General features: G+C 70.8%; 19 protein-coding genes. 8 read left to right on the top strand and 11 right to left on the bottom strand.

What is annotated here, in order from left to right; all coding sequences use genetic code 11:
- The first annotated feature begins 29 nt into the window (after positions 1 to 29).
- A complete protein-coding gene (gene msrA, locus SAOR_RS03480; RefSeq protein ID WP_123630234.1) occupies positions 30 to 713 on the top strand; it encodes a peptide-methionine (S)-S-oxide reductase MsrA in 684 nt (227 codons plus the stop codon).
- A gap of 48 nt (positions 714 to 761) precedes the next feature.
- Positions 762 to 1913: an alpha/beta fold hydrolase gene (locus SAOR_RS03475; protein ID WP_123630233.1), complete on the top strand. Its 1152-nt coding sequence runs from the start codon at positions 762 to 764 to the stop codon at positions 1911 to 1913.
- A gap of 149 nt (positions 1914 to 2062) precedes the next feature.
- On the opposite strand, the gene SAOR_RS03470 is transcribed toward SAOR_RS03475, so the two are convergent.
- The 4 genes from SAOR_RS03470 to pyk all read right to left on the bottom strand — a co-directional run bounded on the left by SAOR_RS03470 (position 2063) and on the right by pyk (position 6652).
- A complete protein-coding gene (locus SAOR_RS03470; RefSeq protein WP_221179856.1) occupies positions 2063 to 3010 on the bottom strand; it encodes a bile acid:sodium symporter family protein in 948 nt (315 codons plus the stop codon).
- Complete coding sequence (locus SAOR_RS03465) at positions 3007 to 3588, bottom strand: Maf family protein (protein ID WP_123590556.1); 582 nt, start codon at positions 3586 to 3588, stop codon at positions 3007 to 3009. The genes SAOR_RS03470 and SAOR_RS03465 overlap by 4 nt, the downstream gene beginning before the upstream one ends.
- A complete protein-coding gene (locus SAOR_RS03460; protein ID WP_123630232.1) occupies positions 3585 to 4661 on the bottom strand; it encodes a patatin-like phospholipase family protein in 1077 nt (358 codons plus the stop codon). The genes SAOR_RS03465 and SAOR_RS03460 overlap by 4 nt, the downstream gene beginning before the upstream one ends.
- A gap of 569 nt (positions 4662 to 5230) precedes the next feature.
- A complete protein-coding gene (pyk, locus tag SAOR_RS03455; RefSeq protein WP_123630231.1) occupies positions 5231 to 6652 on the bottom strand; it encodes a pyruvate kinase in 1422 nt (473 codons plus the stop codon).
- A 105-nt stretch (positions 6653 to 6757) separates the two neighbouring features.
- On the opposite strand from pyk, the gene SAOR_RS03450 reads away from it, so the two are divergent.
- Positions 6758 to 7927, top strand: coding sequence for an MFS transporter (locus SAOR_RS03450; protein ID WP_123630230.1), 1170 nt, complete (start codon positions 6758 to 6760; stop codon positions 7925 to 7927).
- Positions 7928 to 7951: 24 nt separating this feature from the next.
- Here SAOR_RS03450 and SAOR_RS03445 read toward each other — a convergent pair whose 3' ends face one another.
- Together SAOR_RS03445 and SAOR_RS03440 are read right to left on the bottom strand one after the other, a co-directional pair.
- Complete coding sequence (locus SAOR_RS03445; protein WP_123630229.1) at positions 7952 to 8362, bottom strand: hypothetical protein; 411 nt, start codon at positions 8360 to 8362, stop codon at positions 7952 to 7954.
- Complete coding sequence (locus tag SAOR_RS03440) at positions 8359 to 8733, bottom strand: hypothetical protein (protein WP_123630228.1); 375 nt, start codon at positions 8731 to 8733, stop codon at positions 8359 to 8361. The genes SAOR_RS03445 and SAOR_RS03440 overlap by 4 nt, the downstream gene beginning before the upstream one ends.
- Positions 8734 to 8852: 119 nt before the next feature.
- Here SAOR_RS03440 and SAOR_RS03435 point away from each other — a divergent pair, with 119 nt between their 5' ends.
- From SAOR_RS03435 to SAOR_RS03425, 3 genes are all read left to right on the top strand, one after another.
- Positions 8853 to 9698, top strand: a complete 846-nt coding sequence (locus SAOR_RS03435; RefSeq protein WP_123630227.1) for a uroporphyrinogen-III synthase — start codon at positions 8853 to 8855, stop codon at positions 9696 to 9698.
- A gap of 63 nt (positions 9699 to 9761) precedes the next feature.
- Positions 9762 to 10208: a DUF3429 domain-containing protein gene (locus SAOR_RS03430; protein ID WP_123590563.1), complete on the top strand. Its 447-nt coding sequence runs from the start codon at positions 9762 to 9764 to the stop codon at positions 10206 to 10208.
- On the top strand, positions 10201 to 11067 hold the full coding sequence (locus SAOR_RS03425) for an alpha/beta fold hydrolase (RefSeq protein ID WP_245965382.1): 867 nt from the start codon (positions 10201 to 10203) through the stop codon (positions 11065 to 11067). The genes SAOR_RS03430 and SAOR_RS03425 overlap by 8 nt, the downstream gene beginning before the upstream one ends.
- Positions 11068 to 11143: 76 nt before the next feature.
- Here the strand turns inward: SAOR_RS03425 and SAOR_RS03420 are convergent, their stop codons facing one another.
- Positions 11144 to 12508, bottom strand: coding sequence for a 3-oxoacyl-ACP reductase (locus SAOR_RS03420; RefSeq protein ID WP_123630226.1), 1365 nt, complete (start codon positions 12506 to 12508; stop codon positions 11144 to 11146).
- A gap of 269 nt (positions 12509 to 12777) precedes the next feature.
- Between SAOR_RS03420 and SAOR_RS03415 the strand changes: the two genes are divergently transcribed.
- Positions 12778 to 12987: a hypothetical protein gene (locus SAOR_RS03415; RefSeq protein WP_123590565.1), complete on the top strand. Its 210-nt coding sequence runs from the start codon at positions 12778 to 12780 to the stop codon at positions 12985 to 12987.
- Positions 12984 to 14114, top strand: coding sequence for a hypothetical protein (locus SAOR_RS03410; RefSeq protein ID WP_123630225.1), 1131 nt, complete (start codon positions 12984 to 12986; stop codon positions 14112 to 14114). Before SAOR_RS03415 ends, SAOR_RS03410 begins: the two co-directional genes overlap by 4 nt.
- A 5-nt stretch (positions 14115 to 14119) precedes the next feature.
- Here SAOR_RS03410 and SAOR_RS03405 read toward each other — a convergent pair whose 3' ends face one another.
- The 4 genes from SAOR_RS03405 to SAOR_RS03390 are packed head-to-tail and all read right to left on the bottom strand — an operon-like array spanning position 14120 to position 19465.
- Positions 14120 to 14398: an acyl-CoA-binding protein gene (locus SAOR_RS03405; protein WP_123590567.1), complete on the bottom strand. Its 279-nt coding sequence runs from the start codon at positions 14396 to 14398 to the stop codon at positions 14120 to 14122.
- Positions 14399 to 14400: 2 nt separating this feature from the next.
- A complete protein-coding gene (locus tag SAOR_RS03400; RefSeq protein WP_123630224.1) occupies positions 14401 to 15708 on the bottom strand; it encodes an alpha/beta fold hydrolase in 1308 nt (435 codons plus the stop codon).
- Positions 15708 to 16970 carry a serine hydrolase domain-containing protein gene (locus SAOR_RS03395; RefSeq protein WP_123630223.1) on the bottom strand — a complete coding sequence of 421 codons (1263 nt, stop codon included), beginning with the start codon at positions 16968 to 16970 and terminating at the stop codon, positions 15708 to 15710. The genes SAOR_RS03400 and SAOR_RS03395 overlap by 1 nt, the downstream gene beginning before the upstream one ends.
- A complete protein-coding gene (locus tag SAOR_RS03390) occupies positions 16967 to 19465 on the bottom strand; it encodes an acyl-CoA dehydrogenase (protein ID WP_123630222.1) in 2499 nt (832 codons plus the stop codon). The genes SAOR_RS03395 and SAOR_RS03390 overlap by 4 nt, the downstream gene beginning before the upstream one ends.
- Between the last annotated feature and the right edge of the window lie 28 nt (positions 19466 to 19493).

Genomic DNA, 19493 nt, shown 5'->3' with positions numbered 1-19493 from the left:
GGACGCGGTGCCGCGCGTATAGTCGGACCATGAAGCAGAACACGACCAACACCCCCCGCCGCCACACCGTAGCCGCCCGTTGCCTGCTCGCCGCCCTGCTGCTGTGCGTCGGCCTGACCGCGGCGGCCGCGGGCGACAGCCCGGCCGAACGGCCGTTCGAGCCCGACGTCGCGGACGACCGGGCGGTGGCGATCTTCGCCGGCGGCTGTTTCTGGTGCGTCGAAGAAGCCTTCGACAAGGTCGAGGGCGTGGTCGCGACCACCTCCGGTTACACCGGCGGCCACGTCGACGACCCCAGTTACGAGCAGGTCAGTCAGGAGAACACCGGGCACGCCGAAGCCCTGAAGGTGGTCTATCGCCCGGAGACCGTCGACTACGATTCCCTGCTGGACACCTTCTGGCACAACATCGACCCGACCGACGACGGCGGCCAGTTCTGCGACCGGGGCAACTCCTACCGCAGCGAGATATTCGTGGTCGACGACGCCCAGCGAAAGGCCGCCGAGGCGTCCAAACGCGCACTGCAGAACGATCCCGACGCGCCCTCGCCGATCGTGACCGGGATCACCGCGGCGACGACCTTCTATCCCGCCGAGGATTACCACCAGAACTATCACGAGAAGAATCCGCTGCGGTACAAGTTCTACAAGGCCTCCTGCCGGCGCGAGGCCGTGCTGGAGGAGCGCTGGGGCGAGACGGGCTCGCACGACTGAGCGGGCGCGGGGCGCGCTTCGCGGGCCGTGTCATGCGACACTGCCGGGATGCTCGCACCGCTACTCCGGCGTCTCGGTCAGGCACGCCAGACCGCAAGCGCCACCCTGGCCAACGCCGCCGACTGGTTCGGCGGCGACCCCGACCTGTTCCGCGCCGAGCGCACGCCCTACGAGGTCATCCATCGTTTCGGCCTCATGCGTGTGCGCTACTATCCGCCGCTGGCCGAGGACCGCATCCGCCTGGGCGACACCACCCTGCCGGTCGCCGAGCAGACACACGTCACGCCGGTCGTCCTGGTGCCGCCGCTGGCTGCGAGCACGCTCATCTTCGACCTGCTGCCGGAACGCAGTCTGGTCCGTTATCTGCGCGCCCGCGGCTTCGCGGTCTATCTGGTCGACTGGGGCGCACCCCGCCGCGCCGACGCCGGCCTCGGCGTACGCGACTACGCGCTGCGTCTGCTGCCCGACGCGCTGACGGCCGTGCGCGCCCACAGCGGCGAACCCGAGGTTTCGATACTGGCCTACTGCATGGGCGGGCTGTTCTCGCTCATCCACGCCGGCGCCGCGACCGACAGCGCCCTGCGCAATCTCGTGGTCGTCGCCAGCCCCGTGGACATGCACGACGCCACCCTCGCCGCGACGGCCCTCAAATGGCTGAATCGCCCGGCGCGGCTGCTCCGTCGGCACAGTGATTTCCGGCTGCACGACGTCGATCCGCGCCTGCTGCAGGTCCCCGGCTGGCTCAACAGTCTCGCCTTCCGCGCGACCAGCCCCATCGGCAGCCTGAGCACCTATCTGCGGCTCGCCCGACGCCTGAGCGATCGCGACTACGTCGCCGCCCACACCACGACCGGGCGCTGGCTATCGGACATGCTCGACTACCCGGGCGCGATCGTGCAGGACTTTCTGGTCACGCTGTGGATCGACAATGCGCTGGCCGGCGGCCGGGTGACCTTCGGCGACACCGAGTCCGATCTGGGCCGCATCGACTGCCCGCTGCTGGCCATCGCCGGCGACGACGACCGCCTGATCGGCGCCAACAGCGTCGCACGCGTGCTCGACCTGGTCACCAGCGCCGATCGACGCTTCGTGCGCGCGCCCGGCGGGCACGCCGGCGTGTTCGCCGGCCGCGAGGCTCCGTCCACAGCTGGCGCATCGCCGCCGACTGGCTGGCCGCGCGCTCGGACTAGGGCGTGTTGACACTTCATGCGAACGCCGCGTTGGCGACCTCGAATCGTGTTCTGCAAGGCGCGATGCGAGCCGCCGAGCGCGCGCCGACGGCAGGCCGGATCCGGGCCCGCTCGCGCTGCGCACGGTCGGCGCCAGGGTCCGGCCGTATTCCGGCGCCGCTAGTGCGCGACCACGCGCGCCTCGGACGACCGCGCGCGACGTGCGAACAGGGCGGCCAGCACCGCGCCGCTGACGTTGTGCCAGACCGAGAAGATCGCGCCGGGCAGCGCCGCCGTGGCGGTGAAGTACTGCTGGGCCAGCGCCACGGCCAGCCCGGAATTCTGCATGCCGACCTCGATCGCGACCGTGCGCGCGGCGACGGCGTCGCCGGTGACCGCCCGGGTGATCGCATAGCCCGCGCCCAGGCCGATGGCGTTGTGGACCACGACCGCGACCAGCACCAGCGCCCCGAGGGTCGCGATGGCCTCCGCGTTGAGCGCGACGATGATCGCGATCACCACGCCGATGGCCACCGCCGAGGCCAGCGCGCACCAGCCGTCGCGATCGGGCCAGCGCGGGCCGAGGGCGAGGTTCACCGCCATGCCCCCGGCCACCGGCAGGATCACGATCTCGCCGATGCTGACCAGCATGGAGGCGACCGGAACCGCGATCTCCGCGCCCGCGTAGGCCCAGGTCAGCACCGGCGTGGCCACCACCGACACCAGCGTCGACACGCTGGTGAGCGTGATCGACAGCGCCACGTCGCCGCCGGCCAGGAAACAGATCACGTTGGAGGCCGTGCCGCCGGCCACGCTGCCGACCAGGATCAGGCCCAGGGCGAGCGGCGGGTCGAGCGCCATGCTCTGGGCGATGGCCCAGGCCACCGCCGGCATCAGCCCGAACTGCAGGGCCACACCCAGCAGCACCAGCGGCCAGCGCCCGGCCGCGCGGGCGAAATCCGCCGGCCGCAGGGTCAGCCCCATGCCGAACATGATGACCACCAGCAGAGGCACGATCGCGCCCGAAAACGGCGTGAACAGCGGCGGCGCCAGATAGGCCAAAAGCGCAAGCAGGCCCGCCCAGACCGGGAAGAGCACGGCGATGCGGGCCGGCGACGGCGCGCTCACGGCGCCTCCAGCGCGTCGACGCCCGCGGCCGCCAGCAGCGCGCCGGTCTCGAACAGGGGCAGGCCCATCACCGCCGAATAACTGCCCTCGAGCCGCTCGACGAACAGCGCGCCGCGGCCCTGAATGGCATAGCCGCCGGCCTTGCCGAGCGGCTCGCCGGTGGCCACATAGGCCGCGATCTCGGCCGGCGACATCGCCCGCAGGGTCACCCGGCTCACACACACCCGGGCCGCGGTGCGGGCGTTGGCGAACACCGCCACCCCGGTGGCGACACGATGAGTCCGACCGGCCAGCGCCGTCAGCATGGTCCGGGCTTCGGCGTCGCCGGCCGGCTTGCCGTAGTTGTCGCCTTCCAGCGCCACCACGGTGTCCGAGCCCACGATCACCGCCTCGGGATAGGCGATCGACAGCGCCTCGGCCTTGGTCCGCGCCAGGCGCTCCGCCAGCGCCTCCGCGCTCTCCCCGGCCCGCGGGGTCTCGTCGATGTCGGCCGGGATCGCGGTATGCCGCAGGCCGAGCTGCTCGAGCAGGCGGGCCCGCTGGGGCGAGGCGGAGGCGAGGATCAGACGCGGTTTCATAGCGGTTTCACATGACGCAGGACATCGGCGCCCTCGACGAGATCGACGAAGGCATCGCGCATGATACGGCCGGCATCGATGGCGGTGCGCCAGGCGCGCAGACGCCCGGCATCGTTCCCGGCGTAGCGGTGGAAATCGCGCCGGTCGGGCACCCGGCCGTCGACCAGACGCGCCCGCAGGCCCGGGCCGGGCCCGATCAGCAGCGTATTGGTCGCCAGCCGCGGCCGGCGCCAGGCCAGCGACTTGTCGAACCAGCCCGGCACCAGGCGGGTATCGAAATGGGGCATGAGGACCAGCGGCGCGTCGCCGCCGGGGGCGAGCAGCGGCTGATCGATGTGATAGTCGACGATGCCGCCATCGCGATAGACCCCCGGCGGCGCGCCCGCCGGATCGACCACGCCGCGCATGAGCAGCGGAATGTTGCCGCTGGCATAGACGGCGTCGCGGGCGTTGGCCGACGAGAGCGCCACCGTGCGCGTGGGCAGGCCGTCGCCGGCCGCGGCCAGCGCGGCGCCGTCGCGGGCGAAGACCACGCGCTCGAAGAACGCGCCGAGCGTGCGCCGCGAGACCGCGTTGGCCAGCGCGCCGAGCCCGGAGGCGGCGGCGAGCGTGCCGCGACGCTCGCTGGCGGTGAACCCGCGCGAACGCACGGTGATCGCGTGCAGGGCATAGCGCGGATGCTGCAGTACACCGTCGCGCACCGCCGGGGTGAAGAAGGCCTCGAGTATGCCGCGCACCGTGGCGGTGATCTCGTCGCGGCCGGCGCCGTCGCTGTAGCGCTGCTCAACGTAGCCCCGCTCCAGATCGGCGATCGCCCCCGCCGGGTCGCTCGGGTGACAGGCCGCGGCGAAGCGCCAGGCCCCGATCGACGATCCCACCAGGGCCACGGGCTGATCGGCCCGCGCCAGCCAGTCGCCGAAGATATAGCGATCCAGCGCCGACAGGATCAGCCATTTCGGGCCGCCGGCGGCGCCTGCCATGGCGCCGATCCGATCGGGCGTCAGGCCGCCCTCGGCCAGGGCGCGGCGGGCGGCCGGCCCGGCGCGCAGGGTCAGGATGTCCGCAGTCGCCATACCCGGGTCCGCGTTCGGCAAACGCCGCAGTGTAGCTTCCGGCGCCGGGAAACGCTCGGCGGCGCACCGGCGCCGGGGCGTACGCCCGCCGAGCGAGGCGGGGGCGCAGCCAGGCCGGGGCGCGCGATGAGCCCGACCCCGATCGTGGGCTCCGCTCGGAGCCGTCACGACATCAAGCCCGCGACCCGGCGTGTCCGGCCGCGGCGTGTGTGCGCTGCCGGGATCGGCCATCCGGCCGCTCGCGGCTACGAGGCGCGCCGGTCCCCGCGCCGCGCTTGAGCGAATCCGGCACCTGGAAACGTCTTTTACGAACGCCGCATATCGTGGTCTGCACGGCGCGAGTCGCTGATCGTGGCGTGCCATGGTCCGGATCGTCGAGATCGGAGGGCGCCCGTGGCCGATCGTTGATCGGCGGCCCGATCGGAACGGGCCGGGCGCCCGTGCAATAAACCGGGTGCGACAGGCCGGCATCGTGGCACACGATCGCCAAGCAGGCTGCGCGGCGCTACGCCGCTTCCCGCCGCACGGCGGCGCCTAGCGCGGTGGCTGGCATGCCGTGTCGCCGGGCCCTAATCGACGATGACGATCTTCATCGCGTTGGTCCCGCCGGGACCGGTGAAGTCGCCCTTGGTCAGCAGCACACGCTCGCCCGAGGCCAGCTCGCCGCGTTCGCGCAGACAGGCGACCGCCTCGTCGACCGGCACGGTGCCGTTGAGCTCCGACGGCGTGAAGGCGACCGGCTGCACGTTCCGGCACAGCGCCAGGTAGCGCTCGGTGCGCGGGTACTGGGTCAGCGCGTAGATCGGGATATGGGTGTCCTGGCGCGACATCAGCAGCGCCGTGGCGCCCGATTCGGTCAACGCGATGATGGCGTCCGCATGCATGTGGCGGGCGGTGTACATGGTGGCCATCGCGATGGCCTCGTCGGTGCGCTTGAAGTGCGCGGCCAGCCCGCTCGCCGGGCGATCGGCGGTGGCCTCGCGCTCGGCGCCGACACAGATCCGGCCCATGGCCGCGACCGTGGCCACCGGATAGCGTCCGACCGCGGTCTCGGCCGAGAGCATGACCGCGTCGGTGCCGTCGAGGGTGGCGTTGGCCACGTCCAGCACCTCGGCGCGCGTCGGCACGGGGTTCTCGATCATCGACTCCATCATCTGGGTCGCGGTGATCACGAGCCGGTTCATCTCCCGCGCGCGGGCGATGATGCGCTTCTGCACGCCGGGCAACTCGGGGTCGCCGATCTCCACGCCCAGGTCGCCGCGGGCGACCATGACCGCATCCGAGGCGCCGATGATCTCGTCGAGCGCGGTGATGGCCTCGGCGCGTTCGATCTTGGCGCAGAGCTTGGCGCTGCCGCCGGCCGCCTCGACCATGCGTCGGGCCTGATGCAGATCGGAGGCGTCGCGCACGAAGGACACCGCAAGATAGTCGGCCTCCATCTCGGCGGCCAGGCGGATGTCGTCGGCATCCTTGTCGGTGAGCCCGCTCGCGGACAGGCCGCCGCCGCGCAGATTCACGCCCTTGCGTCCGGACAGGCGGCCGCCGACGTTCACCGTGCAGACGATGCGCCGCTCGTCCACGGCATCCACCGTGAGCGCGATGGCGCCGTCGTTGATCAACAGCTCGCTGCCGGGTTTCACGTCCGCCAGCAGCGGCTCGTAGTGGATCGCGACCTGCTCGCGGGTACCGGCATCCGCGGCCAGACCGGTGTCCAGCGTGAACGTCTGACCGTCGGCGAGCTCGACCGCCTCGTCGACAAACGACTCGATCCGGATCTTGGGCCCCTGCAGATCGGCGAGCACGGCCACCGGCAGCCCGAGCTCGGCGGCGGTCTCGCGCACCCGGGCCACCCGCGCGCGATGGTCGTCGGCGCTGCCGTGCGAGAAATTGATGCGGACGACGTTGACGCCCGCCCGGAGCAGCTCGGCCAGCACTTCCGGCGGATCCGAGGCCGGGCCGAGCGTTGCGACGATCTTGGTTTTTCGGTTCATGGCGGCAGACGCTAGCACAGCCATCCGGCCCACGGATGACGGCATCGCCCATCGGCGCCGGCATCCGCCGTAGAATCGGCCGCCCCGCCCGCGGCCACCGGATGCATGAACGCGAATTCCGCTCTCGGCAGACGCATCGCGACCCTCGCCCTGCTGTGGCTCGCGGGCGTGTACATGCGCGCACCCATCCTGATGATGTCGGCGCTTGGGGCTCGCGTGCGCGAGGCCCTGGGCTTCGGCGACACCGGACTGGGCGCGCTCACGACCACGCCCATTCTCATGCTCGGGCTCGGCGCCCTGCCCGCGGCCTGGCTGATCGGCCGCTTCGGCGCGCGCAACACGCTGGTGGCGGCGATCGCGCTGACCGCGGCGGCCTCGGCGGCGCGGGCGCTGGCGCCGGATCTGGTGCCCCTGCTGGTCGCGACCGCGGCCATGGGCCTGGGCATCGCGGCGATGCAGCCGGCGCTGCCGGCCCTGGTCGGGCGCTGGTGTCCGGGTTCGGTGGCGCTGGCCAGCGCGGTCTACATGAACGGCATGATGGTCGGCGAGTTCACCGGCGCGGGGCTGACGCTGCCGCTGTTGCTGCCCGCGGCCGGTGGCGACTGGCGGCTCGCGCTCGCGCTGTTCTCGCTGCCGGTGCTGATCATCGCCCCGGCGCTGCTGTGGCCGACCCTGCACGGCACCCGCACCGACATGGACCGGCTGCGGCGGCGCCTGCCGGACTGGCGCGACGCGCGCATGTGGCTCTACGGCACGGCGCTCGGCGCCACCGCGGCCACCTTCTTCGGCATCAACGCGTACATGAGCCCGCTGCTGGCCCGCAAGGGCCTGGCCGCGGAACTCGATCTGGTGCTGTTCGTGTTCAACATCGCGCAGCTGGGCGGCTCGCTGCTAATGGTGTTCGTCGCCCGCGCGGTGCTGCGCGTGCCGCGGCTGCTGTTCATCACGCTGGCGCTGCACGTCGCGGCGCTGACCGGCTTCATGACGCTGGACGGGCTCGTGCCGCTGCTGACGGTAGCGTTCGTGCTAAGTCTGGTGGCGGCCCTGCAGCTGATCGCGCTGACCATGCTGCCGCCGCTGCTGCGCGGCCCCGACGACGCCGGCGCCATGGCCGCCGGCATGTTCGCGATCGGCTATGTGCTGGCTTTCGTCATTCCGCTGATCGCGGGCGCGGCCAGCGACCTCTTCGGCCGCATCGATGCCGCGCTGTGGGTCTTTCTCGGCTGCAATCTGGTGTTTCTGCCGCTGGCCTGGCGCACGCCCATACGCAGCTGAGCCGCTGCGCGGACCGAACGGCGGTCAGTCCGCATCGCGATCGCGACGGTCGTCGGCCGCGCGCCAGTCCGCCAGGCTGTCGCTGTGTTTCTTCGGCCGCGGCGCGAACAGGCCCGAGACGGTGCGGCCCAGGCCGCGATTGAGCGCCCGCACGCCGCTGTAGAAGCCGCTGCCGGTACGCTCGCTGCGGCCGAGCAGGCCGGCCAGCGTGCGGTGGACCCCGGCCACGCCCGCGGTGCCGGTATCCACAGCCTGCTCCATGTGCTGCTGGCGGCGGCGAAACCGCTGGCGCGCCTCCGCGAGCAGGCCGGCATCGGCATAGCCGCCCATGAGCACGCGAAATCGCTCCTGGGCGTCGGCGACATCGCGCTCGAGCCGCAGGGCCGCCACCAGCAACGCGACCAGGCCGAGGCCGACGAGAACCGCGACGATCATGAGCCGGAGGGGTGGAAAATCTCGAGCCGCGCCTCGACCTGCTGCGCGGCGAGCTGGGCCTTCATCTCGCGCGCGACGGTGTCGTAGACCCGGCGCCGGACCATTCGCGGGGCCACCCCCACGAAGGCGGCGCCCCAGCGCGAACGACTGCGCGCCAGCGTCATGGGGTTGATGATGTCCACGATGATGCGGCTGCCGCCGACCTCGCCGAGCAGCGCGGCCAGCTCCTCGTCGGACGACTCCAGCTCGCGGGCGAGCCGGCCGATCTGCGCCTCCAGCGCGTGCAGACGTCGATAGGCACGCCACAGCAGCGCCGTCGCCACCGCGAGCGCAGCGCCGAACAAGAGACTGATCCCAGCGAGTAGCGTCATGACGATCTTCTAACCTCGTCAACGTGCAATGGCATGATGCCGCGCTGCAACATGATCGTGCAACCGGAGCCGCGGGCGGCGCGTTACACTCGAGTATGAACCCATGCAGGGCGCCTGCGATGACCGCCGACACCGCCCCCGCCGAGGACATGCCGCTGAGCGGCCGCCGCATCGGCGTGCCCGAATCGCGCCAGCTGGACCTGTTCGCCGACATGCTCGAGCGCCGCGGTGCGGCGGTGCGCCGCTGCCCGCTGGTCGACATCCGCGACACCCCGGACACGACGGCGGTCACGGCATGGCTGGACGACGTCATCGCGCACGGTCTCGACGAGATGATCTGGCTCACCGGCGAAGGCCTGCGGCGCCTGCGCAGCTTCGCCGAGCGCGCCGGCCCGCCCTACCCCGAACGCTTCGCCGAGCGGCTGGCGGCCACGCGCGCCGTCACCCGCGGGCCCAAGCCCACGCGCGAGCTGCGGGCCATGGGGCTGCGATCCGACATCGCAGCGACCGAGCCGACCACCGCCGGCGTGATCGATGCGCTCGAAGCGGTCGACCTCGCCGGCCATCGCGTCGGCGTGCAGCTCTACGGCAGCGACCCCAACCGGCCGCTGATGGATTTTCTGGCGCGCAAGCAGGCCGACGTGCGCGTGGTCGCGCCCTATGTCTACGCCGACGAGGCCGAGGAGCCACAGGTGCTGGCCTTCATCGACGCCCTCGTCGACGGCGAACTCGACGGCCTGGCCTTCACCAGCTCGCCGCAGGTGCGACGCCTGCTCAAGGTCGCCCGCGGGCAGGGGCGGGAGGCCGAACTGATCGCGGCGATGAACGCGCGCTGCGTGGCCGCCGTGGGCCCGCTGGTGGCCGAGCGGCTGCGGGACGCCGGGATCGCCGTCACGCTGATGCCCGAATCCAGCTATTTCATGAAACCCCTGGTACGCGCCCTGGTCGAGCACTTCGCCGACTGAGGCCCATCGACAATCACAGCGCCGGCTGTAACATCGACGGGCCGCCCTCAGCCGTCCTCGTCCATGCCGAACAAGCGCTCCCCCCTGTCGCTGGCCGTCGTGCTCGGTCTCGCCGCCCTGGTGCCCTTCGCTGTCGGCGTCTATGTCGCCTGGACCGGGACGTCGCTGGACGCCCGCAGCGCCCTGCGCTGGCTGCTGCCCTATCTGGCGACCGTAGTCGCCTTCATCGGCGGCGTGCAGTGGGGCCGCATGCTCGCCCAGCGCAGCGCCGCACCGCTGGACATGGCGCTGGCGGTCACGCCCGCCCTGATCGCCTGGGGCGCGCTGCTGACCGCCGCGCCCTGGCGCGGCCTGCTGCTGCTGTTCGCGCTGATCGCGGCCTGGCTGATCGACGAACACGGCGCCCGCCAGGGCTGGCAGAAACGCGGCTTCCTGCAGCTGCGGCGCGTGCTGACGCTGGCGGTCGCGCTCTGCGTGATCGCCATGGGCTGGCGCGTGGTTCGTGGCTGAACCGGCGCCGCTGACGGTGGCCACGGACACGGTCGCCGCGGCCGACGGCGGCGGCTGCGCGCTCACGCGGGTCCGCGCCGAGGCCGCTGCGACGCGCGCACCGGTCGTCATGCTGCCCGGCATGTTCAGCGGCCGGCGCTTCTGGCTGTCCGACGGCGGCGTCGGCCTGGCGGCATATCTGGCGCGCTGCGGCCACCCGGTGTTCATCGTCCAGCGGCGCGGGCTGTCGGACTCGCCGGCCTGCGCGGGCCGCCTGGGCATGAACGAACACATCGCCCACGACCTGCCCGCTGTTCAGACGGCCGTGTCCGCGGCCTCGGCCCGGCCGGCGTTCTGGGTGGGCCACTCCTTCGGCGGCGTGATGGCCGCCCGGACCGCGGCCGAACATCTCGATGCCGGACGCATCGCCGGCCTCGTGCTGTTCGCCAGCCAGTTCGAGGTCGGCAAGCGCATGCTCGACTGGCCCGGCTGTCTGCTGACCCGCGGCGTGGCCCGACTGCGCGGTCATTTCCCGGCGCGGGCCGCCGGCCTCGGCCCCGAGAACGAACCCGTCGCTGCGATCGAGGATGCGACCGACTGGGTGGTCCGCGGCCGCCGCAAGCCGGCGCTGCGCGCCGCCCTGGCCCGCATCACCGCCCCGGTGCTGGCGATCTCCGGGGCCGCCGACCGGGTGGACCCGAGCATCGGCTGCGAGCGCTTCATCGGGCACTTCGCGAGCCGGGACCGCACGTTCATACGCGCCGGGCGGGGCAACGGCTACGCCCGGGACTACGACCATCCCGGCATCGTGGTCAGCCGCGACGCGCGCCGCGAGATCTGGCCCCGCGTGGCCGACTGGATGGCCGCACGCGACGCATGAGAACGGCCGGCCGCATCGCCTGCGGCCGACCGTGTCGTGATCGGACCGCGGCCCGTCGCGATCGATCGAACGCCGCTCAGGCGCCGATCAGGCTCTGGCCGCAGACCCGCAGCACGTTGCCGGAGATGCCGCCGGCGCCCGGCGTGGACAGGAAGGTGATCGCCTCGGCCACGTCGCGCGGTTCGCCGCCCTGGGACAGCGAGGACAGCCGGCGGCCGGCCTCGCGCACGCCGAAGGGCATCTCCGCGGTCATGCGTGTCTCGATGAAGCCCGGCGCGACCGCGTTCACGCAGATGCCGCGGTCGCGCTCGGTCTGCCCGCGGCGTTCGACGAAGCCGATCAGACCGGCCTTGGTCGCGCCGTAATTGGTCTGGCCGCGATTGCCGGCGATACCGCCGATCGAGCACAGGCAGGTCACCCGGCCGTGGTCGTTGATCACGCCTTCGGCGCTCAGCAGCTCGTCGACCGCGAGGATCGCCTGCAGGTTGATCGCGACGACCATGTCCCAGTGGTGCTCGGGCATGTTCGCCAGCGTCTTGTCGCGGGTGACGCCGGCGTTGTGGACCACGATGTCCACGCCGCCGAACCGCTCCGTGAAGAAATCGGCGATCCGGCGCGGCGCGTCGTCGGCGGTGATGTCCAGCGCCAGGGCGGTGCCGCCGAACCGGGCCACCGTCTCCTCGAGCGTGTCGCTGTCTTGGGGGATGTCCAGGCAGACCACGGTCGCGCCCTCGGCGGCCAGGCGTTCGGCGGTCGCCGCGCCGATGCCGCGGGCGCCGCCGGTGACCAGCGCGACCTTGTCCGCCAGCGGCTGGGTGTCGGGCACGCGCTCGGGCATGATCCCGGCCCGGGTGACGGTCAGCGGCTGGCCGTCCACATAGGTGCTGTAGTCCGACAGGAAGAAGCGCAGCGGCTCGACGATGCGATCCTCCGCACCGGGCTCCACGTAGAGCATGTTCGCGGTCGAACCGAGCTTGCCGATCTCCTTGGCCAGCGACCGCACGAAGCCCTCGACCGCGCGCGCGGCACTCGCGCCGGCGACCGACGCCATCGCTTCGGGCAGGCTGGCGAGCACCACCACGCGAGCGTTGGGCGTGAGCTTGCGCGCGACCGGGTGGAAGAAGTCGTACAGCGCGCGCAGGTCCGCCGCGCCGCCCAGGCCGGTGGCATCGAAGACCAGCGCGTCGTAGCGATCATCGTCGGCCGGGCTCGGCGTGTCGGCGCGTTCGACCCGCGCACCGGTGGTCTCGAGCGCGGCCGAGACGCGATCGAAGGCCGCGCTGGCGGCGGTTGCACCCGCCAGCACGCGCTGGCCCTCCAGAAAACGCGCCTGATAGGGCGGCTCGGCGCGCGCCAGCGTCTGCGGCGTCGGCAGACCGACGGTGTCGATCACACGGCGCACGGTCGGATTGGCAGCGGCGCGGACTAGATAATCGCTCATGGTGACTCCTCGGGTGCCGGCCGCCGAAAACGACGGCCGCCTGTTTTAGTGCACTGCAACATGTTTGAGTTTAATCCGGCCCAGCGTCAAATAAAAGTCTGAGGCCGTATTTTTCATCAATCCATCTTTCATGGCCCTCGCCTGCGGGCCTCAGCGCGGCGCCACCACGCCCGGCCTGCACCCGCGCGCCCCGTGTTGTACCATCGCCGGATGACGACAACGCTGACGGCCGCAGTCAACGCGCACGGGCCGCCGCGTCGGAGGCAGGCATGAGCGAAGACGACAATCGGCTGGTCCTCAATTCGCGGGCCCGCGCCATTCTCGACGGGCTGCCGCCGGACGATCGCGAACGCCTCGAACGGCTGATGGAACAGGCCGCAGCCGGCCAGCGGCGCATGCTCGAGACCGCCCTGGAAGACGCCGTACGGATGGTGCCGTCGCCTCTGCGCCGGCGCGTGCAGAAGCTGTTCCTCGGATGAACGATCCGGCCGCGCGCGCCGAGCTGGAAAAGCTCGCCCGCATTCTCGACACCGATACCGCCAGCCTCGCCTTTCTCGACTATCTGGAAGCCGGCCAGCTGCGGACGCTGCGCGAGGGCATCACCGACGCGCTGTTTGAAAAGTTCCGGCCGAGTTTCAGCGGCTTTGCGCGGCTGTCGTCGCTGCTGCCGCTGACGATCAGCGCAAAGATATCCGAACGCGTGCTCGGCCCCATGCTTTCCGGCCGGATCGCCGGGGAGATGCCGCCCGACCGCGCGATCGAACTGTCGTCGCGGCTGTCGGACACCTTTCTCGCCGACACCTGCCTCGAACTCGATCCGGAGCGGGCCAAGCCGATCATCGCCGGCTTTCCGGTGGCGCGCTCGGTGGCGATCACCCGACTGCTGCTCGCACGCGGCGAATACATCACCATGGGCCGCTTCGTCGACGTGCTGCCCGACGAGACGCTGTTCGCGGCCACCGACGCCATCGACAGCGGCGCGGATCTGCTCAAGATCAGTTTCTTCGTCGAGGACAGCCAGCGCCTCGACGCGGTGATCGCGCATCTGGACACCGAACGCCGCCGGGCCGTAATCGACGCCGCCGCGGCCGAGGATCTCTGGCCGGAAGTCATCGCCACCCTGCGGCGCATCGGCCCGGAGGCGCGTCATGCGCTGGCCGAACTCGCGCTGGCACAGCGCGCCGAGATTCTGGACTCGCTCATCCGCGCCGCGGCCGAGCACGACCTGTGGCCGTCGCTGCTGACGATCGGCCGGGAACTGCCGGACGCCTCCGTGGAACGGCTCGCCGACCAGCCCGCCTTCGACGACGCCCGCGTGGTGCGCAGCGTGATCGACTCGGTGGTGGCCAACGATCTGTGGGACGCCCTCCAGACCCAGCTGCCGCTGATGGGCCCGACGCGCTGCGCCCGGCTTCTCGAGGTCGCGGCCACCGAACGCCGGGCCTTTCTCGCCGAGTTCGGCCAGCGGGTCACCGCCGAGGACGCCTGCGCCGACACCCTGCGCGCCGGCTCGGCGCATCTGGCGGCCCCGGTACGCGCCGAGGCCGCGGCCGCCAGCGGCCGTACCACGCTGGCCGGGCTCATCGCCGAGCCGGCCGCTGGCTGAATCGCTCAGCCGTACTGCGCCTCGACGGCCTCGACCTCGGCGATATACGCCGCCATCGCCTGTTCCCGCGACTGGCCCTCGACATCCTTCCAGGCCTGCCACTTGTAGCGCTCGACGGGATTGAGCATCCCCGGCTTGCGACCGGTGACGTCGCCGTCGGTCGCCTGCCGGTAGAGGGCGTACATCTTCAGCTTGAAATCGTTGGAGGGTTTGAACGCGCCGTCCGCCGGCGCATGACGCACCTTGTCGACGGCTTCCTGGAATCGGCGCTCCAGATCGGACATGGTCACTCTCCTGTGCGGCAAATTGAACGGTCGCCGGACGAGGCCTCGTCCAGGCGCGGGCCCAGCCAGTCGCTGATCGCACGATAGACATCGTCGTGGTGCAGCAGCGCGAAATGATTCATGCCGTAGAAGACGCGGCCGTCCTGGTCACGGGCGACGAAACGCCGACCGGGCGAACGGGAATGGCCGAAGGCGCTGCCGACCGGCACCAGCAGATCGCCGAACCAGCGGCCGAGCGGGTCGTCCTCGCGTCGGCCTAGCGTGGCCGCGACCAGGAAATGGCCGACGTGATCGAGCGGCCGCAGGGCGGGGCTGGCGGTGTAGTCGCCGCCGACGCGCTCGTCCTTCTGCCAGTCCTCGTCTCGCAGATAGCCGTAGCGCAGATCCTTGACCCCGGCGCTGCGGATATCGCCGAGGCGCGCGAACGGCTGCGTGTAGGGCACCCGCGTCAGCGAACGGGTCACGCGGCTGCCGAGCCGTTCCAGCGGCGCACCGAGGTGCGGCGAGCCCAGCAGCACCATGTCCGCCAGCCGCCGCGGCCAGCCGAGACCGGCCTCGTGCGCGTAATGGGCCGCACTTCGGGCGACGAGACCGCCCATACTGTGTCCGATGAGCGTGATCCGTTCGAGTACCACCGGGTAGGCATCCAACAGCGCCTGCAGCCGAAAGGCCAGATCACGCCCGTTCTCGGAAACATGCCGACCGCTGTTGTAGCGCAGCCGCAGCGCGGTATAGCCGTGATCGCGCGCCAGCCGCTCGCCGAAGTCGGCATGGCCGGCGCGACGCCACTGGCGGTCGTTCATGCCCAGGCCGTGAATGAGCACCACCAGCCGCGGCGACGGCGCGTCGTCGAGGCCGACCGAGAGCCCGTGCCGGGTGAACGCGATCGGCCGGCCGTCGGCCGCGACGAAATCCATCGGTAGCGCGAGTTCGTTGCCGCTGGCCTCGAGATGATCGCCGACGGCGCCGTTGAGCGCGCTGTGCAGCCCCAGCGACAGCCGCGCCGGTATCTCGCGCTTGCGCGCCGGCACCAGGGTCTCGGCCAGACCGGCGAGCTGGCCGGCACCGGCGAAACTCAGACTCCCGATATCACGCACGCGGCCGTAGACGAAGTCGCTGACCCGGCCGACCGGATGGGCGGCCGGATTGATGCGCCCGATGCTGCGCGTGATCGAGCGATGCACGCCCTGAACGAGGCCCACCGTACCGGTGAAGGCATCGGCGGCGAGCGCGATGCCGCCACGCAGCCAGACCGCGCCCGCGGGCGGGCCCGCGTCGCGGCGATCGACCGGAGGGCGATCCGCGCGCATCAGCCGCGGCACCGCCAGGAGATGGTGGTCAGCAGCCGGCCCAGCGCGATCAGGTGGCCGCCGAGGATGGCCTTGCCGCTGACCAGCAGGCCGGCCGAGACCTCGCGCGCCGGATCCGCCCAGCCGAGAATGTTCATGAACCCGAGATGGCCGTAGGCGCGCCCGGTCATCGGCCCGTACAGGCCGACCGGATTGGCGCCCAGCATCAGACCCTCGCTGTAGCGCATGGGAATCCTGAGCGTGTGGTCGTAGCGCAGCCGATTGGCGGGCCGAGTCGCGCGCCGGATCGTCGCCGGCTGCAGGATCCGCCGGCCGGCGTACACACCGTCGTCGGCCAGCATCTGATAGAAGCGCGACAACTCCTCGGCCGTGCAATAGAGATTGCCCGCGGGCACGACGGCGTCCATGAACAGATCGCGGTTGGAAATATCCACGACTTCTTCGAAACCGACGGTCAGCGCCCGACGCGCCACCACCGACAACGGAAAGCGCACCGGCTGGCCGGCGGCATAATTGCGCGCGACCCGCGAACGCGAGCGCCCGTCCAGCCCGAAGGTGAAATAGCGCATCCCCAGCGGCCGGCGCAGGCGCGTGTCGAGATACTCGGTCAGCGGCGCGCCGGTCACGCGGCGGATGAGTTCGCCGAGGATGAAGCCGCCGGTGATCGCGTGATAGGCCATCCGCCGGCGGCCCGTCTCGGCCGGGGCCGCGCAGATCAGACGCAGGCATTCGTCCCAGTCGGCCAGCGTCTCCGGGCCGGCGCGACGGCGATCGATGTCGAACATGGGAAAGCCGCCCCGATGCGAGAGCACCTGGGCGATGGTGGTGCGCTGCTTGCCGGCACCTGTGAACTCGGGCAGATAGCGCGAGACCCGCGCATCCAGGTCGATGCCGCCCTCCTCGGCCAGCTTGTGCACGAGGATGGCGGTGACGGCCTTGCTCGCGGAGAACAGGCACATGGGCGTATCCGGCTCGGCCAGCCGCGCGCGCGTTTCCGGTGGCTCGTCCGGCCCGCGGCCGTAGGCGTGGCCCAGCGAACGGTTGAGCACGATCCGCCCCCGCCGGCGCAGACAGAAGGTGATCGCCGGATAGGCGCCACTGCGGTAGAGCCCACGCACGCCCTCCCAGACCGACTCGACCGCGGCCGGCGACAGGCCGGCCTGCGCGGGATCGACTTCGGCCGCCCGATCGATACCCGTGATCGCGTCGAGCGAGCCGGCGGGCATATCCACCCGATGCGCACCGAGCAGCGTCCGGCTCATGAGGCCTGCCGCAGATCGACCGGTCGGCCTTCGGCTCGACGCGTGTCTTCGGAGAGCGGATTGGCCAGGTATTCCTTGCTGAAGTCGTCGGTCAGCAACACGTCGTAGCGCATGCGGTCGTACTCGCGGATCGCATCGACCTGCCCGGCGTCGAGCACGCCGCGCTCGAGCGCGCTGGCCAGCTGCTGCTCGACGCTCTCACCCTCGATCTCGCCGTGCTTGGCGGCGCGCAGGAACTCGCTGTAGACGTCGTCGATGGCCTGCAGCTTCTCGTAGGCGCCGATCAGCCGGCCGGTGGGGTCGTTCTCGCCCCGGCCGATATAGATGTCGTAGGTCATGCGGCGTCCGAATTCGGAATCGAGTTTCATGCCCAGCATCATGCGGCATAGCGCGCTGTTGGTGGCATCGCTGGGGCCGTGGAAGCGGCGTCCGCGCGGCAGGGCGACGCATCTGAGAAGCGGCCGGGCGGCCTTGACCGGGTAATTGCGCACGAACTCATGCAGGGCCTGCTCGATCTCGTGCAGGTGATATTCCATCGCCCAGCGCGCATGGACCTTGTCCTCTTCGGTGCCGCCGTTGACCTCGAAGCCCTTGAGCGTGGCCGAGGCCATATATAGATGCGACAGCACGTCGCCAAGACGCGCCGAGGTCGATTCCTTGAGCTTGAGCGCGCCGCCGAGCGTGCCCATCGCCAGATCCGAACAGAAGGCTAGCGCCGCCGAGAAACGCTCCAGATGGCGATAGTAGACCGTCATCTCGTTTTTAACCGGCGCCTTGGCGAGCTTCGCATTCGTCACGCCCAGCGTGAACGCGCGCACCATGCGGTTCACCGAATAGCCGATATGCGAGAACAGCAGGCGGTCGAACTCGACCAGCCCGGCCTTGAAGTCCGGATTGTGGGCGGCCTCCATTTCGCTGTAGACATAGGGATGGCAGCGGATCGCGCCCTGGCCGAAGACCATGAGGCTGCGCGTCATCACGTTCGCGCCCTCGACCGTGATCGCCACCGGCAGCGCCTGATAGGCCGCGGCCAGATAATTGCGCGGGCCCATGATGATGCCGCGCCCGGAATGGATATCCATCGAGTGGTTGATGACCGTGCGCATCATCTCGGTGGAGTGGTACTTGATCATCGCGGTGACCACCGCCGGGGTGCAGTGATCCACGCCCGAGGCGGTGAGATTGCGCACGTTCTCGAGGATATAGGCATAGCCGCCGATCACGCCCAGGCCTTCCTGCACGCCCTCGAAGTTGCCGATCTCGGTGCCGAACTGGCGCCGGATGCGCGAATACGCCGAGGTGATGCCGTACATGCCCTTGCCGGTGGCGGTCGACAGTGCCGGCAGCGACACGCCGCGCCCCGCCGACAGGCATTCGAAGAGCATGCGCCAGCCGTTGCCGGCCTGCTTGGGCCCGCCGATGATGGCATCGATCGGCACGAACACGTCCCTGCCCTCGATCGGCCCGTTCATGAAGGCGTTGCCCGGATAGCTGCGGCGGCCGATATTCACGCCGGGCGTGTCGGTGGCCAGCAGCGCACAGGTGATGCCGTAGTCCACGGTCTCGGGATCACCGAGCAGACCGTCCGGATCCTTGAGCCTGAAGGCCAGGCCCATGAGCGTGGCCACCGGCGCCAGGGTGATATAGCGCTTGTTGAAGGTCAGCGACAAGCCGAGGACCTCCTCGCCGTCGACGCTGCGCTTACAGACCACGCCGGTGTCCGGCATCTTGGCCGCGTCCGAGCCGACTTCCACGCCGGTGAGCGCAAAGCACGGCAGCTCGCGACCGGAGGCCAGCCCCGGCAGCCACTTGTCCTGCTGTTCTTTGGTGCCGTAGTGCACCAGCAGCTCGCCCGGGCCGAGCGAGTTGGGCACCATCACGGTCACCGCGGCGGCGATCGAGCGCGTCGCGATCTTGGCGACCACACAGGACTGGCCGTAGGCCGAGAAACCCAGACCGCCGTGCTCCTTCGGGATCAGCATCGACAGAAAGCCGGCGTTGCGGATGTATTCCCAGGCCTCTTCCGGCAGATCCTTGAGCTCGAAGTTGACCTGCCAGTCGTCGAGCATGGTGCACAGCTGCTCGGTCTCGTTATCGAGAAAGGCCTGTTCGCGCTCGCTCAGGCGGGTGAGCTGGAAATCGAGCAGCTGCTGCCAGTCTGGGCGGCCGCGAAACAGCTCGGCCTCCCACCAGACGTCGCCGGCCTCCAGCGCCTGCTGCTCGGTCTGCCCCATCTCCGGCAGGATCTTGCGAAAGATGCCGTAGAGACGATGGGTCAACACACGCCGGCGCAGCGGCACGATGTTGAACAGTGCGAGCCCCAGCCCCAGTACCAGGGCGGTGATCACGAACCCGACCGGGCCGATCAGACCGGTCGCGGCCAGGGCCACGACCACCGCCGCAGTCACGCCCGTGAACACCGCGAGCGACACGCCGCGGTAGAGCAATGTCCAATAGAGTCCGATCAGTAGAAGCGCGATGATAAAGCCTGTCATGGCGGCCTCGAGTCCAGCGGGTTGCCGA

Source organism: Salinisphaera orenii subsp. orenii MK-B5 (genome assembly GCF_003788635.1).
Classification (GTDB): domain Bacteria; phylum Pseudomonadota; class Gammaproteobacteria; order Nevskiales; family Salinisphaeraceae; genus Salinisphaera; species Salinisphaera orenii.
This window is presented reverse-complemented; position numbering and strand designations above follow the sequence as displayed.

Bases quoted from the DNA above. Each gene is read 5' to 3' on its own strand.
- SAOR_RS03475 (WP_123630233.1), top strand. From the start codon at position 762: ATGCTCGCACCGCTACTCCGGCGTCTCGGTCAGGCACGCCAGACCGCA.
- SAOR_RS03395 (WP_123630223.1), bottom strand. From the start codon at position 16,970: ATGAGCCGGACGCTGCTCGGTGCGCATCGGGTGGATATGCCCGCCGGC.
- SAOR_RS03435 (WP_123630227.1), top strand. From the start codon at position 8,853: ATGACCGCCGACACCGCCCCCGCCGAGGACATGCCGCTGAGCGGCCGC.
- SAOR_RS03450 (WP_123630230.1), top strand. From the start codon at position 6,758: ATGAACGCGAATTCCGCTCTCGGCAGACGCATCGCGACCCTCGCCCTG.
- SAOR_RS03415 (WP_123590565.1), top strand. From the start codon at position 12,778: ATGAGCGAAGACGACAATCGGCTGGTCCTCAATTCGCGGGCCCGCGCC.
- SAOR_RS03460 (WP_123630232.1), bottom strand. From the start codon at position 4,661: ATGGCGACTGCGGACATCCTGACCCTGCGCGCCGGGCCGGCCGCCCGC.
- SAOR_RS03410 (WP_123630225.1), top strand. From the start codon at position 12,984: ATGAACGATCCGGCCGCGCGCGCCGAGCTGGAAAAGCTCGCCCGCATT.
- msrA (WP_123630234.1), top strand. From the start codon at position 30: ATGAAGCAGAACACGACCAACACCCCCCGCCGCCACACCGTAGCCGCC.
- SAOR_RS03445 (WP_123630229.1), bottom strand. From the start codon at position 8,362: ATGATCGTCGCGGTTCTCGTCGGCCTCGGCCTGGTCGCGTTGCTGGTG.
- SAOR_RS03420 (WP_123630226.1), bottom strand. From the start codon at position 12,508: ATGAGCGATTATCTAGTCCGCGCCGCTGCCAATCCGACCGTGCGCCGT.
- SAOR_RS03465 (WP_123590556.1), bottom strand. From the start codon at position 3,588: ATGAAACCGCGTCTGATCCTCGCCTCCGCCTCGCCCCAGCGGGCCCGC.
- pyk (WP_123630231.1), bottom strand. From the start codon at position 6,652: ATGAACCGAAAAACCAAGATCGTCGCAACGCTCGGCCCGGCCTCGGAT.
- SAOR_RS03405 (WP_123590567.1), bottom strand. From the start codon at position 14,398: ATGTCCGATCTGGAGCGCCGATTCCAGGAAGCCGTCGACAAGGTGCGT.
- SAOR_RS03440 (WP_123630228.1), bottom strand. From the start codon at position 8,733: ATGACGCTACTCGCTGGGATCAGTCTCTTGTTCGGCGCTGCGCTCGCG.
- SAOR_RS03390 (WP_123630222.1), bottom strand. From the start codon at position 19,465: ATGACAGGCTTTATCATCGCGCTTCTACTGATCGGACTCTATTGGACA.
- SAOR_RS03430 (WP_123590563.1), top strand. From the start codon at position 9,762: ATGCCGAACAAGCGCTCCCCCCTGTCGCTGGCCGTCGTGCTCGGTCTC.
- SAOR_RS03400 (WP_123630224.1), bottom strand. From the start codon at position 15,708: ATGCGCGCGGATCGCCCTCCGGTCGATCGCCGCGACGCGGGCCCGCCC.